This window comes from Xanthomonas sp. 3498 (assembly GCF_014199795.1).
In the GTDB taxonomy this organism is placed as follows: domain Bacteria; phylum Pseudomonadota; class Gammaproteobacteria; order Xanthomonadales; family Xanthomonadaceae; genus Xanthomonas_A; species Xanthomonas_A rydalmerensis.
This window is the reverse complement of sequence record NZ_JACHOH010000010.1, coordinates 1-13952: the sequence shown is the minus strand read 5'-3', so window position 1 is coordinate 13952 and position 13952 is coordinate 1. Positions and strand designations below refer to the sequence as shown.

Below are 13952 nucleotides of genomic sequence, written 5' to 3'. Positions count from 1 at the left end.
GATGACCTTGTGAGAGGGCGTGGACGGCGCAGGGCGCGCAGGGTCAGGACTTGAGTTGCAGGGCGGGCGCGACCTGGATGGCGCGCCACGACGGCAACAGGCCGGCGAGCAGGCTGGCGCCCACCGCCATGGTGAAGGTCAGCGCCAGCATGCTCGGATCCAGGTGCGCCAGCTTGGCGTAGCTGGCCGGTTGTTGGCGGACCGCCCACAGCCCGAGCATGGCCAGGCCCAGTCCGGCCACGCCACCGGCCAGGCCGATGGCGCCGGCCTCCACCAGGCATTGCGCGAAGATCGCCCCGCGCGAGGCGCCCAGCGCGCGGCGCACGCCGATCTCGCCGCTGCGGCGCAGGAACTTGGCCAGCAGCAGGCCGACGGTGTTGAGCAGGCACACCAGCAGGAAGCCCATCGCCAGCCACAGCTGCAGGCGCACGTCGCCGGGCACCACTTCGTTGTGGTCCAGCCACTGCATGACGTCGCGCAGGCGCACGTTGTTCGGGCGCTGGAAGCGTCCGGCCGCGCGCTGCTGCGAGGAGTAGTTCTCCAGGTAGGCCTTGTAGTCGGCGGCCTGCGCCGGATTTTCCAGTTCCACCCAGTACTGCACCCAGGCGCAGGGCGCATTGAGCGCGGTCTGGTCGCCGTTGTTGTCGCCGAAGCAGTTCATGCTGCCGTTGCGGTCCATCTTCAGGTCCATCGCCACCGAGAACGGTAGATAGGCCTGTTCGTCCGACCCGTAGGTGTTGGTGACGTCGTAGAAGCGCGGCTTGGGTTCCCAGGTGTCGAGCACGCCGACGATGCGGAAGGTGTTCTGGTCCATGCGCAGTTCGCGGCCGACGCTGTCGGCGCCATCGAACAGCTTTTCGTTGAGCTTCCTGCTGATGACGACCACGCGCTCGTGGCGCTCGTCTTCCGTGCCGGTCCAGCCGTGGCCGTACAGGAACGGCGTATCGAACATCGGGAAGAAGTCCGCCGAGGTGAAGCGCACTTCCGACTTGAACGGCTTCAGGCCGCTCTTGCGCGGTTCGATCGCCACGCTGCCGCCGGTCATCAGCGCCTGGCGCTTGGCGCGCTTCTCGCGCAGCAGGGCCTCGGCATCGAAGCGGGTGTTCTGCAAATCCGGTTCCTCGCCCGGCTGGTAGCCGGCCTTGGGCTGTGCATCCACCTGCACATAGAACAGGCGGTCGCTCTTCTGCGGGATCGGATCGCCGGAGAGCACGTAGAACACGGTCAGCGTGGTCATGCTGGCGCCGATCCCTAAGGCGATGGCCAGCACCATCAGCGCGGTGAGGACCTTGTTGCGGCCGAAGCTGCGCAAGGCGAGGCGGACGTAGTAACCGAACATGGGAGCTCCGGGGTCAGGCGCTGCGGGTGGCGGTGGCGGGCGGGACGGCGGCGGCGCGCAGGGCGGGGCCGAGCACGGCGAGCTGGCCGAGCAGCCACACCGCGAGGATGCCGGTGAGCACGGTGGGCGAGGACAGCCGCTCCAGTTCGAAGCGCTGCATCAGCCACTGGTTCATGACGTAGGCGAGCACGGCGCCGAGCAGCGCGCCGCCACCGACGATCAGCAGGTTTTCCAACTGGAAGTAGCGCAGGATGTCGCCGCGGGTGGCGCCGAGCGCGCGGCGGATGCCGATCTGCCGGGTGCGCTGCTGCACCCAGAAGCTGGCCAGCCCGCCGATGCCCAGCGCGGTGACGGTGAGCAGGATCAGGATGATCGCCAGCAGCATCCGCGCCACCGCGTTGTCGCTCTTGAAGTAGTCGGCGCGCAGCTCCTGCATGGTGGCGACCTGCTGCTGCACGTAGGTGGGATTGGCGCGCTGCATCGCCGCCGCCGCGCGCGGCAGCGCCTGCGCCAGTTGCCCGGGCGCGCTGCGGATCAGGTAGCCGCCGCCCCAGCCTTCGCTGCCGACGCGCAGTTCGGTCAGCAGCGCATCGGCATCGTCGTCGTGGCCGGTGATCTCGCCGCGCACCGGCGCCATCACCCCGACGATGTCCAGGCGCACCGACTGACTGAAGACGCTGGTGTAGAGCGAGCGCCCCAGCGGGGAGGCGCCGGGGAACAGCTTGGCGGCCAGCGACGGGGTGATCAGCGCCGGCAGGCGCCGCTCGATCTCGGCGGGCGCGCCGAACAACGCGGAGGCGCCGGGAAGTTCCGTATCGCGCAGGTCGCGGCCGGCGACGATGCGGATGCCCAGGGTGCGGTTCAGGCCCTGGCTGCCCGTGAACAATGTCGCCCGAGCGGCCGGCTGCGTGGCCTGCGGCTCCAGGAACAGTTGCGCCTGCGCAGGACCCCACAGTGGCGGCGCGCCGAACGCCGCCGCTTCCACGCCGGGGACCGCCTGCAGGATGTCCAGGCTGCGGCCGACGCTGCTGATACTGCCCGGCTCGCCGACCACGCCGATGCTCTGGATCAGGCCGATGTCCTGTTCCATCACCCCGGTCGGGGTCTGCACCCGCTGGTAGGTGCGGGCGATGATGAACACCAGGTTGCACAGCACCGCCAGGGTCAGGGCGATCTGCAGCGCCATCAGCACCACCGCGGCGCGATGGCTGCCCAGTGCGGACAGGATGGGACGCACGGGAGGCAGCGCGGTCATAGCGATTTCACCTGCAGGGCGGGAGCGATGCGCGAAGCGCGCCAGGCCGGCCACAGGCCGGCGGCCAGCGCCGACAGCGTGGCCACCGCCAGGGCGATGCCCAGGATCGCGGGATCGGCATGCGCTTGCTGCGCATAGGCCACCGGTTGCTGGCGCACCAGCCACAGGCCGATCCAGGTCAGCGGAATGCCGAGCAGGCCGCCCAGGCAGCCGATCAGCGCCGATTCGGCCAGGCATTGCGCGAACACCGCGCGGCGGCTGGCGCCGAGCGCGCGGCGCACGCCGATCTCGCCGGCCTTGCGCATGAACTTGGCGACCAGCAGGCCGACCGCATTGAGCAGGCACACCAGCAGCACGCCGAAGGCGATCCAGGTCTGCATGCGCACCGTGGCCGGCACCACCCGCTTGTAGTCGAGCCAGTCGACCAGGCTGCGCAGGCGGGTGTTGGGAGCGCGTTCGAAGCGGCCGAGCTGGCCCTGCTGCGCGCTGTAGGCGTCCAGCGCCGCGCGGTAGCGCCGCACCTGTTCCGGCGTGTCCAGCCGCACCCAGTACTGCACCCAGGTGCATTGCGCCGCCTTGGGGTCGTGCAGGCCGGCCTCGCCGTCCTTGCCCCAGCACTGCATCGGCCCGTAGCCGTAGTCCTGCGGCAGGTCCAGCCAGGTCTCGAACGGCATGTACAGCGCTTCCGGCGGCGTGTACGCGCCGGAGTTGAGGTCGTAGAAGCGCGGCTGCGCATTCCAATCGTCGATCACCCCGACCACCCGGAACGGGCGGGTGGCGATGGTCAGGGTCTTGCCGACGCTGTCCGCGCCGCCGAACAGCGCGTCGTTGAGCTTGCGGCTCAGCACCACCACCGGCGCGCGCTGGGTATCGTCATGACGGCTCCAGCCGCTGCCGTAGAGGAAGCGCATGCCGAACATGGCGAACAGGTCGGCGGTGGCGGCGCGGGTGGTGAGCATGCGCAAGGGGCTGTTGGGCACGGTCTGGCGCACCGGCAGCCAGTTCGCGCTGGTCATGGTCTGCGCCGGTGCCGCCTGCGCCCGATACAGCGCGGTGGCGTCCTGCCAGGTCAGCTCGTCCGGAGGCTCGCGGTCGGCGCTGGGCAGGTTGCGCGGACGCGGGTCCACCTGCGGATGGAACAGCGTGGCGCTGCGCCCGGGCAGCGGATCGCCGGAGAGCGTATGCAGCACCGTCAGCATGGTCATCGACGCGCCGATGCCCAGCGCCACGGCCAGCACCATCAGCGCGGTGAGGATGCGGTTGCGGCCGAAGCTGCGCAGCGCCAGGCTGAGGTAATAAGCGAACATGCGGGCTCCGGGTCAGGCGCTGCGGGTGGCGATGGCGGGAGCGACGGCGGCGGCGCGCAGGGCCGGGCCGAGCACGGCAAGCTGGCCCAGCGCGCACAACAGCAGCGCGCCGACCGGCAGGTAGCTGGACGGCAACCGTTCCAGTTCGAACACCTGCATCAGCAGCACGTTGCCGCCGTAGGCCAGCAGCATGCCCAGCGCCACGCCGGCGCCGACCAGCAGCAGGTTCTCGGTCTGGAAATAGCGCAGGATGTCGCGGCGGGTGGCGCCGAGCGCACGGCGGATGCCGATCTGCTTGGTGCGCTGCTGCACCCAGAAGCTGGCCAGGCCGACGATCCCCAGCGCGGTCACCAGCAGCATCGCGACGATGATCGCGACCAGCAGCCCGGTCATGGCGCGGTCGCTCTGGAAGTATTCCTGGCGCAGGTCGAGCAGCGGCTTGCTGTACGCGTTGTCCATCACCGCTTCGGGCACCGCCCGCGCCACTGCGGCGCGCGCCTGCGCCAACACCCGCGGCAGCTCGCGCGGATCGGCGCGCAGCACGTAGGTGCCTGAGCGCTCCGCTTCGCGCACCGGGATGACCACCGACCAGTCGCTGCCGATCACGCCGTCTTCGCTACGGCCTGGATCGGGACGCGCCAGGTGGTCGAGTGTGCCGATCACGCGGAAATGGCCGCCGGCCCAGAACTCCTTCCCCAGCGGATCCTGACCCGGCCACAGATGTGCGGCCAGCGCGCGAGTGATCCACACGCCGGCCGCGGTCGGGAGGCCGTTTTTGAGCGGTTGGTAGTCCGCGTCGCCGAAGGTGCGGCCGCTGTCCGGCTGCAGTGCCAGGGCCGCGACGGCGCCGGGACTGACCATGTAGAAATGCGGCACGCCGCCGATCTGGGTGCAGTCCTGGTCCAGGCACAGTCCGTTGTTGTTGGTGGGCGTGGCGAACGGCACGCTGTTGACCACGCCCGCCGCACGTACGCCGGGCGTGCGGCGCACCGCATCCAGCGCGCGGGCGTTGAGGTCGGCATTGTTGCAGTCGTCGCAGCCGGACAGCGACACCAAGCCCAGCGCGGCCTCGTCGATGCCGCTGCGCAGATGCACCAATTCCAGGCGGTTGCCGATCAGGAAGAAGGCGTTGCACAACACGGCGCAGGCCAGCGCCACTTCCAGCGTGATCAGCCCCGCGGCGATGCGGTGGCGCGCCAGCGCGCTCAGGATGGGTTTGATCTGCATCGTCGTGCGCCCCGGTTACAGACTCTTGAGTTGCATGGCCGGCGCGATACCGCTGGCGCGCAGGGCGGGGAACAGGCCGGCCGCGAGGCTGCAGGCGATCGCCAGGGCGAAGGTGCCGGCGAACGTCGTCGGGTCCAGATGCGCCAGGTCGGCGTAGGCGGTGGGTTGCTGGCGCACGCTCCACAGGCCCAGCAGGGTCAGCAGCCAGCCGCCGGCGCCGCCGACCAGGCCGATCACGCTGGCCTCGGTCAGGCACTGCGCGAAGATCGCGCGCCGCGACGCGCCCAGCGCGCGGCGCACGCCGATCTCGCCGCCGCGGCGCAGGAACTTGGCCAGCAGCAGGCCGACGCTGTTGAACAGGCACAGGCCCAGGAACGCCAGCGCCAGCCAGCTCTGCAGGCGCACGTCGCCCGGCACCACGCGGTTGTGCTCCAGCCATTGCGGCAGGGACAGCAGGCGCGCGGTGTCGGCACGGCCGATGCGCCCGGCGGCGTGCTGTTGCGCGGCGTAGTCGGCCAGCAGCCGGCGGTAGTCGGCGACCTTCGCCGGCGTGTCCAGTTGCACCCACAATTGCAGCCACACGCACGGCGCATCGCGCAGGTCCATTGCGGAATCCACCTTGCTGAAGCAGGTCCATGGTTGGATATGGCCGTCGTTGACCTCCAGGCTGCTGGACAGCGGCATGAACACGTCCTGCGGCCGTCCATAGAAACTGGCGGTATCGCCATGCGCGAAGCTGCCGCCGGCCAGCGTGTAGAACAGCGGCGACGGCCGCCACGGCGCCAGCACGCCGACGATGCGTACCGCGGTGCCGCGCACCAGCAGGCTGCGGCCGACGCTGTTGCGGCCGCCGAACAGCTTGGCGTTGAGATCGGCCGAGATCACCGCCACCCGTGCCCTGTCCTCATCGTCGCGCGCCCGCCAGCCGCTGCCGTAGGCGAACGGTACCTGGAACATCGGGAAGAAATCGGCCTGGGTCATCAGCAACTGGGTCATGAAGGGCGCGGTGGCGCTGTCCGGCGCGCGCACCTTGATCTCGCTCTCGGCGACCATGGCCTGGCGATCGGCGCGCCCGCTCTTCCACAGGTCCATGGCCGAGGGGTAGTCCAGCTTGTCGTACGGCTTCTGGTTGGCGCCGTTGCTGGGGCGCGGATCGAGTTGCGCGAAGAAGATCTGCTGGCTGCGCCCGGGCAACGGATCGCCGGACAGCAGCCGCATCACCGTCAGCGTGGTCATCGCCGCACCGATGCCCACGGCGATGGACAGCACCATCAGCGCGGTGAGCACCGGGCTGCGGCGCAGGCTACGCAACGCTTGCTGGAAGTAGTAGCCGAGCATGCCGGTCTCCGCGCCGTCACCCTGCCGATCAGCCTGCGGCCGCGGCGTCGTTGCCGCCGTGCGCCAGCACCGGTTCGCGCTGCAGGTCGGTGGCCTGGCCGTCGACGATGTGCACGTTGCGCTGCGCGCGCGCGGCCAGCTCCGGATCGTGGGTGACCATGACGATGGTCGAGCCCTGCGCGTTGATCTCCTCCAGCAGTTCCATCACCCCGCGCGCCATCTGCGAGTCGAGGTTGCCGGTCGGTTCGTCGGCCAGCAGCAGGCGCGGGCTGCCGGCCAGGGCGCGGGCGATCGCCGCGCGCTGCTGCTGGCCGCCGGACAGTTCGGACGGATAGTGCTTCATGCGCGAGCCCAGCCCGACCCGGCCCAGCGCCTCCTCGATGCGCTGCTTGCGCTCGGCCGCGCCCATGCCGCGGTAGCGCAGCGGCACGTCGACGTTGTCGAACAGGTTGAGGTCGGGGATCAGGTTGAAGCCCTGGAAGATGAAACCGATCTTCTGGTTGCGCATGCGCGAGCGCGCATCGTCGTTGAGGTTGCTGACGTCCTGGCCATCGAGCAGGTACTGGCCGCTGGTGAAGGTTTCCAGCAAGCCGGCGATGTTGAGGAAGGTGGTCTTGCCCGAACCCGACGGCCCGGTGACGGCGACGAACTCGCCCTCGCGGACATGCAGGTCCAGCGAGCGCAACGCATGCGTCTCGACCTGTTCGGTGCGGAAGACCTTGGAGACGGAGCGCATTTCGAGCATGGCGTGAGTTCCTGTGGTGGTGGAGCGGGGATTGGGGATTGGGGATTGGTGGGGTGCGACGCGTCTGGATCAGTGGCAAGGACAGGAGAGCAGCATGGGGCTTCAACCAATCCCCAATCCCGACTCACCAATCCCGGCCTTCAATGCACCGTCACCTGCGGCGCGTCGCCGAACAGGTCGCTGCCGGAGACCACGACCCGGTCGCCCGGCTGCAGGCCAGAGCGCACTTCGACTTCGCCCAGGCTGGTGACGCCCAGTTCGACCGGGCGGCGCACCGCCGAGTCGCCGTCCATGACGTAGGCGTAGCGGCCGCCGGACTGTTCGACGAACGGACCGCGCTCGAGCTTGAGCACGTTCTTGCGGGTATCCAGCAGCACCCGCGCGCTCATGCGCTGGCTCTGGCGCAGGCCCGGCGGCTGCTTGTCGGTGAAGCGGATGCGCGCGTTGACCTCGCCGTTGACCACTTCCGGCGACACCGCCGAGATCGCCCCGGCGAACGGTTCGCCGGCACCGCTGGTCAACTGCGCCGGCATGCCGATCGCCAGGTCGCGGGCGAAGCTCTCCGGTACCTTGATCTCCAGTTCGAACTTGGACAGGTCGACCACGCTCAGCACCGGCGCGTTGGCGGCGACGTTGGTGTGCTGCGAGACCTGCACCTGGCCGACCTGACCGTCGAACGGCGAGCGCAGGGTCAGCAGGTCGACCTGGCGCTGAACCTCGGCCACCACCGCGCGCTGGCGATCGGCCAGCAGGCGCTTGTTGCGTGCGTCCAGCGAGGCGCCCTGCGCCTGCAGGCCCGAATCCTTCTGCGCGTGGCTCATCGCGATGTCGGCCTTCTTCAGCGTGTCCTGGGCCTTGGCCAGTTCCACCTGCGGCACCGCGCCGCCTTCGTAGCCGCGCTCGTAGCGCTCCAGGTCGCGGCTGGCGGCCTGCCGCTCGATCTGCGCCTGGTCGATCAGCTTGCTGGCATTGGCGCGGGCCAGGGTCGCGTCCAGGTCGGCACGGCCGGCCTCGGCTTCCAGGCCGGCCAGGGTGGCCTCTTCCTGGGCCAGCTTGCTGCGCAGCTCCGGACTGTCGATCTCGGCCAGTTCCTGGCCCTGCTTGACCACGTCGCCGGCGACCACCTTCAGCGTCACGGTGCCGCCGGAGATGGCGTACAGGGTCGGGCTGTTGGCGGCGATCAGGCGGCCGTCGGCGGAGATGTCGCGGACCAGGTCGCCGCGGGTCACCGTGGCGATGCGCACGCGTTGCGCGTCGAACGAGCGGCTGCCGGCGATCCAGCCGCGTGCGGCGAAGGCGATGCCCAGCAGCACCAGCGCAACGATCAGCCCGGGCCACAGCCAGCGGCGCCAGGCGGCGGAGCGGGGGCGGGCGAGAACCTGGTCCTGGGCGGAGGTGTCACGGATCATCGGACGATCGCAGCGGTGAGGATGGGAACTTCATCGCAGGATGCGTGCCAACTGCAAACCATTGAATTGCATGGAGGTGGGCGGCGCGGACGAGTGTCCGAGTGTCCGCGGACACGTTCGCGGACACTCGGGCGCGTCATCAATTCCCGAGCAATCGCGGCCCTTCGGGTTGGGCTTGCCAGACCCAACGCGACATCCTCGGGAATTGGTGACACGCCCTAGTCCGGCAGCGGACAGCGGCGAGACATTCAGCGGACTTGGCTAGAATGGCGGACTTTTCGGCGAAGGGCGTGGCTATGTGCGGTATCGTCGGTGCGATCGCGGATCGCGATGTGGTTCCGGTCCTGATCGAGGGGCTCAAGCGCCTGGAATACCGGGGCTACGACTCGGCGGGCATCGCCGCCATCGCCGACGGGCAGGTGCGCCGCGTGCGCCGCACCGGCCGCGTGTCCGAGACCGAGAGCGCCGCGCTGGCCGAGGGCCTGCATGCGCCGCTGGGCATCGGCCACACCCGCTGGGCCACGCACGGCGGCGTCACCGAGGCCAATGCGCATCCGCACGTCAGCCACGGCGACCTGGCCCTGGTCCACAACGGCATCATCGAGAACCACGAACAGCAGCGCGAGCGCCTGACTGCGCTGGGCTATGTGTTCGAATCGCAGACCGACACCGAGGTCATCGCCCACCTGATCCACCACTACATCGACCAGGGCCGCGACCTGCTCGGCGCGTTGCAGGCGGCGGTGAAGGAGCTGACCGGTGCCTATGCCGTGGCCGCGGTGAGCAAGTCGCGCCCGGACCTGCTGGTGTGCGCGCGGATGGGTTGCCCGCTACTGATCGGCCTGGGCGAGGGCGAGAACTTCATCGCCTCCGACGTCTCGGCGGTGATCCAGGCCACGCGCCGGGTGATCTTTCTGGAAGAGGGCGATACCGCCGAACTGCGCCGCGACGGCGTGCAGGTGTACGACGCGCAGGACCAGCCGGTGCAGCGCGAGCCGCACGTGTCCGATGTGTCGCTGGCCTCGCTGGAACTGGGCCCGTACCGCCACTTCATGCAGAAGGAGATCCACGAGCAGCCGCGCGCGCTGGCCGACACGCTGGAGGCGCTGTTCGACGCCGGCGGGTTCGACACCGCGCTGTTCGGCAGCAAGGCCGAGGCGCTGCTGGCCGACGTGGACGGCGTGCAGATCCTGGCCTGCGGCACCAGCTACTACGCCGGGCTGACCGCGCGCTACTGGATCGAGGGCATCGCCGGGCTGCCGTGCAGCGTGGAGATCGCCAGCGAGTACCGCTACCGCGACGCCTGCGCCAATCCGCGGCAGCTGATCGTGACCATTTCCCAGTCCGGCGAAACCCTGGACACGATGGAGGCGCTCAAGTACGCCAAGTCGCTGGGCCACGCCAAGACCCTGTCGATCTGCAACGTGCCCGAGAGCGCCATCCCGCGCGCCAGCGCGATGGTGCTGTACACCCGCGCCGGCGCCGAGGTCGGCGTGGCCTCGACCAAGGCCTTCACCACCCAGCTGGCAGCGCTGTTCCAGCTCACCTGCGTGCTGGCCAAGCGCCGCGGGCGGCTGAGCGCCGAGCAGGAGGCCGAGTACCTGGAGCAGTTGCGCTACCTGCCCGGCAGCGTGCAGCACGTGCTCAACCTGGAGCCGCAGATCGCGGTATGGGCCGAGCGCTTCGCCGACAAGCACAACGCGCTGTTCCTCGGCCGCGGCCTGCATTACCCGATCGCCCTGGAGGGCGCGCTCAAGCTCAAGGAAATCACCTACATCCACGCCGAAGGCTACCCGGCCGGCGAGCTCAAGCACGGCCCGCTGGCGCTGGTCGACGCCAACATGCCGGTGGTGGTGATCGCGCCCAACGACACCCTGCTGGAGAAGGTGAAATCCAACATGCAGGAAGTGCGCGCACGCGGCGGTGAGCTGTTCGTGTTCGCCGACCAGGACAGCAACTTCAACGAATCCGAGGGCGTGCACGTGATCCGCACGCCGCGCCACGCCGGCGTGCTCAGCCCGGTGCTGCACACCGTGCCGGTGCAATTGCTGGCCTACCACACCGCGCTGGCGCGCGGCACCGACGTGGACAAGCCGCGCAATCTGGCCAAGTCGGTGACGGTGGAGTAAGCGCGTCCAGGGACGTTCGGCGCGCCAGCGATGGCGGGCGTGCGCGGGCCGCCATGACGGTGCGATGCGGATGTGGCGCGCTGTGGCGATGTCCGCCGTAGCGCCAGCGGAGGTCGCTGGCGGCTACGTGGCGACGCCGTTGAAGAAGTCGACCAGGCTCTGCGGCGCGGCGTCGTCGAAGAACAGGGCGAGGTTGCGCTGGGATTCGCGGGCGAACGGCGCGCTGCGGGCGAACAGTCGGGTTTCGTACGTGGCCAGCGCGGCCTCGATCGCGCCGGGATGCGCGGCGATGGCCTTGCCCAGCTCGGCACCATCGTAGAGCGCGAGGTTGGCGCCTTCGCCGGCGAACGGCGACATCAGGTGCGCCGCGTCGCCGAGCAGGGTCACGCCGGGGACGCGCTCCCATTGGTGCTCGACCGGCAAGGCATGGATCGGGCGCAGCACCGGCGGCGTGTCGCTGGCGGTGATCAACGCCGTCAGCGCCGGCGCCCAACCGGCGAACTCCGCGGCGATGCGCGCCATCGCGCTCGCCGGCACGGCGACGTCGATGCCGTCGAACCACGCCTGCGGCCTGACCAGCGACACATACGCATGCAGCGTGCCGTCGGCATAGCGGTGCGCGAACAGGCCCTTGCCCGGTGCGACCGCCATCAGCGTTCCGTGGCCGACCAGCTGCGCGCTGGCCGGATGCCGGGTGTCGGCCTCCAACAGGCGGGTCTCGACGAACGTGGTGCCGCTGTAGGCGGGCACGGCAGCGGACAGCAATGGCCGCACCTTCGACCAGGCGCCGTCCGCGCCGACCAGCAGATCGGTGGTCACCGTGGCGCCATCGCCGAAGCGCAATAGATGCCGCCCATCGGCGAGCGGCGACACATCGGCGAGTTTGCAGCCCCAGCGCACCGCGCCGGCGGGGAGGGCGTCGAGCAGCAGGCGGCGCAACTGCCCACGATCCACCTCCGGCCGGTTGCCGGCGCCGAGGTCCGGCCGCTCGATCAGGAGGGTGCCATCGCGGTCGACGACCCGTTTCGCATCCGCGCCGGGCAGCACCAGCGCGCGGAACTGCGGGTAGAGCCCGGCGTCCTTGAGTGCCAGCTGGCCGTTGTAGTCGTGGATGTCGAGCAGGCCGCCCTGCGGGCGCGCATCGGCCGATGCCTCGGCTTCGTAGAGGGTCGCGGCGATGCCGTGAAGGTGCAGCACGCGGGCGAGCGCGAGCCCGCCGAGTCCGGCACCGATGATCGCGATGGGAGTGTGCATGGTGCCTCGATGGCGGGTGGGCGCAACGAACCCCGCTGCGCCGAGCTGGATGGAATGGCGTTCCATCATCTTGGAATGGCGTTCCATTCATGTCAAGATCGGCCATGACCAAGACACGACGCAATCAGCCCCGCCGTGACGCAGCACTGTCGCGCGAGCAGATCGTGGAGGCGGCGATCGCCCTGCTCGATCGCGACGGCGAGGCCGGGCTGACCTTCCGCGCCTTGTCCGAACGGCTCGCCACCGGACCGGGCGCGCTCTACGGACACATCGCCGACAAACGCGATCTGCTGACGACCGCCTGCGACGCCGTCATCGCGCGCAGCCTGCCGACGCCACCGGCCGGCGCCACGCCGCAGGCCGCCATCCGCGCGCTGGCCCTGGCCATGTTCGACACGATCGATGCGCATCCCTGGATCGGGTCGGCCCTGTGGCAGGCGCCGGGACAGTTGCCGATCGTGCGCATCATCGAAGGCCTTGGCCGGCCGCTGCGTGCGCTCGGTGTGGCCGACACGGCGCAGTGGGCGGCGGTGTCCGCGCTGCTCAACTACATGCTCGGCGTAAGCGGACAGAACGCGGCCAATACGCAACTGGCGCTCACCCAGGGTCTTGTCCGCGACGCGACCCTGGCCGCAATGGCGAGCACGTGGTCGCGGCTCGATCCGGTCGCATATCCCTTCGTGCGCAGCATGGCCGGCGCACTGCAGACGCACGACGACCGCGTGGACTTCATCGCCGGGATCGACCTGATCCTTGTCGGCATCGTGGCGCAGGGCGGCGCGCAGGTGGCCGGCGGCGCGCGCAAAAAGCCCCGTCATTCCTGAGCGGTCCTGCAGGACGCGCCTGCTGCTGGCACGCACGCCGCGCACGTCGCCCCGTCGCGCTAGTGCCGGCGCAGCTAAGTCTGTGCAGCCAGCGCCGTCGGCCTGGCGCGATTCATTGCCCGGAATGACATGGCCAGGCCACGGTATCGGTGCGTCCAGCATCGGTCGCCAGGTGGTGTCGCCGAGGAGGCGGAGGCACATCGCGCTTCGTCCGGTTCTGATGCGCGCGCCGCGCCGCCAGTCCATGCGGCGAACGCTGGCGCCTGTGGGCAAGCCGCGCAACCTGGCCACGTCGGTGACGGTGGAGTAAGGCGCCGCAGCGGCACCGCCTTGGCAGACGGCGTGGTCGGCTGCCAGCGCACTGGCCCGGGTTATGCATAAGCTTCCTGCGAGGGTTCCCACCACGCAGGAGGACGTATGTACGAGTCTTTCAGACAGGGGGCGCCGGCCGAGGTGTGGCAGGCGCTGGTGCACGAGGCCGGGCAGCGCCTGGGCCGGCCGCTGGACGAATCGCGCGAGCACTATCTGGTGTTCGTGCTGCTGCGCTACCAGCGCGACGCGCAGTTGCTGGCGCGCATCCAGGCATTGGCCTGGCTGCATGCGCAGGAGCAGGTCGGACGCACGCGCGCCGACGCGTTGCGCGAGGTCGGCGACGGTTGTCTGCTGATCGCCGGGCTGTTTCCCGGCGTGGCGGAACGGCGCCGGGTCAGCGTCGACTACTTCATCGATCTCGGCCGCGGCGCCTATGCCGAAGTCGCCGAGACCCGCGACAGCGACGCCGGGCTGTTCGCGCAACTGGCGCGCAGCTACCGTGAACTGGTCGGCACGCTGGGCGCGCTGCGGCCGCCACGGCACGAGGTGGCGGCGTTGCAGGCGGCGCTGCACGCGTGAGCGGTGGCGAGGCACGTCGGATGTCCTTCGCCGTTCATGCGTGATGCGCTGTGGCCCGGCCCCGTCTCGGCGTCTCGTAGATACCGTCTTACCCCCTAGCAGGCAAGGCTCCTTTTCTGGTCGAACGCGGTGCCCGATTTGAGGACGCCATAGGCGAGGTGCAGGAGCTTGCGCATGGCGGCGCACACGATCTGCTTGCCGGCTTTGCCGCGTTCGCTTAGCCGCTGTTTCAGC

The 13952-nt window shown here is 69.9% G+C and carries 11 protein-coding genes and 1 pseudogene; 3 read left to right on the top strand and 9 right to left on the bottom strand.

Annotated elements, in window-relative coordinates:
* Nucleotides 1-43: 43 nt before the first annotated feature.
* The 7 genes from GGR66_RS20370 to GGR66_RS20340 form a co-directional block, all read right to left on the bottom strand.
* On the bottom strand, nucleotides 44-1339 hold the full coding sequence (locus tag GGR66_RS20370) for an ABC transporter permease (RefSeq protein WP_184450306.1): 1296 nt from the start codon (nucleotides 1337-1339) through the stop codon (nucleotides 44-46).
* A gap of 13 nt (nucleotides 1340-1352) precedes the next feature.
* Nucleotides 1353-2594 carry an FtsX-like permease family protein gene (locus GGR66_RS20365; protein ID WP_184450304.1) on the bottom strand — a complete coding sequence of 414 codons (1242 nt, stop codon included), beginning with the start codon at nucleotides 2592-2594 and terminating at the stop codon, nucleotides 1353-1355.
* Nucleotides 2591-3901, bottom strand: coding sequence for an ABC transporter permease (locus GGR66_RS20360; protein ID WP_184450302.1), 1311 nt, complete (start codon nucleotides 3899-3901; stop codon nucleotides 2591-2593). The genes GGR66_RS20365 and GGR66_RS20360 overlap by 4 nt, the downstream gene beginning before the upstream one ends.
* Nucleotides 3902-3913: 12 nt before the next feature.
* Nucleotides 3914-5128: an FtsX-like permease family protein gene (locus GGR66_RS20355; protein WP_184450300.1), complete on the bottom strand. Its 1215-nt coding sequence runs from the start codon at nucleotides 5126-5128 to the stop codon at nucleotides 3914-3916.
* A 15-nt stretch (nucleotides 5129-5143) separates the two neighbouring features.
* Entirely contained in the window at nucleotides 5144-6466 is a 1323-nt protein-coding gene (locus GGR66_RS20350; RefSeq protein ID WP_184450298.1) for an ABC transporter permease, read from the bottom strand.
* A gap of 28 nt (nucleotides 6467-6494) precedes the next feature.
* Nucleotides 6495-7211 (bottom strand): ABC transporter ATP-binding protein, encoded by a 717-nt coding sequence (locus tag GGR66_RS20345; RefSeq protein ID WP_160969222.1) that lies wholly within the window; start codon nucleotides 7209-7211, stop codon nucleotides 6495-6497.
* A gap of 140 nt (nucleotides 7212-7351) precedes the next feature.
* Nucleotides 7352-8620 carry an efflux RND transporter periplasmic adaptor subunit gene (locus GGR66_RS20340; protein WP_184450296.1) on the bottom strand — a complete coding sequence of 423 codons (1269 nt, stop codon included), beginning with the start codon at nucleotides 8618-8620 and terminating at the stop codon, nucleotides 7352-7354.
* 296 nt (nucleotides 8621-8916) lie between these two features.
* Here GGR66_RS20340 and glmS point away from each other — a divergent pair, with 296 nt between their 5' ends.
* The gene (gene glmS, locus GGR66_RS20335) at nucleotides 8917-10749 is read left to right on the top strand and encodes a glutamine--fructose-6-phosphate transaminase (isomerizing) (protein WP_184450427.1); all 1833 of its coding nucleotides are present in this window, start codon (nucleotides 8917-8919) and stop codon (nucleotides 10747-10749) included.
* A 123-nt stretch (nucleotides 10750-10872) separates the two neighbouring features.
* Here glmS and GGR66_RS20330 read toward each other — a convergent pair whose 3' ends face one another.
* Nucleotides 10873-12003, bottom strand: coding sequence for an NAD(P)/FAD-dependent oxidoreductase (locus GGR66_RS20330; RefSeq protein ID WP_184450294.1), 1131 nt, complete (start codon nucleotides 12001-12003; stop codon nucleotides 10873-10875).
* Between the two features lie 164 nt (nucleotides 12004-12167).
* On the opposite strand from GGR66_RS20330, the gene GGR66_RS20325 reads away from it, so the two are divergent.
* Entirely contained in the window at nucleotides 12168-12827 is a 660-nt protein-coding gene (locus GGR66_RS20325) for a TetR/AcrR family transcriptional regulator (protein WP_326521090.1), read from the top strand.
* Between the two features lie 417 nt (nucleotides 12828-13244).
* On the top strand, nucleotides 13245-13718 hold the full coding sequence (locus GGR66_RS20320) for a hypothetical protein (protein WP_160969212.1): 474 nt from the start codon (nucleotides 13245-13247) through the stop codon (nucleotides 13716-13718).
* A gap of 95 nt (nucleotides 13719-13813) precedes the next feature.
* Here GGR66_RS20320 and GGR66_RS20315 read toward each other — a convergent pair.
* Nucleotides 13814-13952 (bottom strand): annotated as a pseudogene (locus GGR66_RS20315) (IS110 family transposase); the annotation flags it as partial.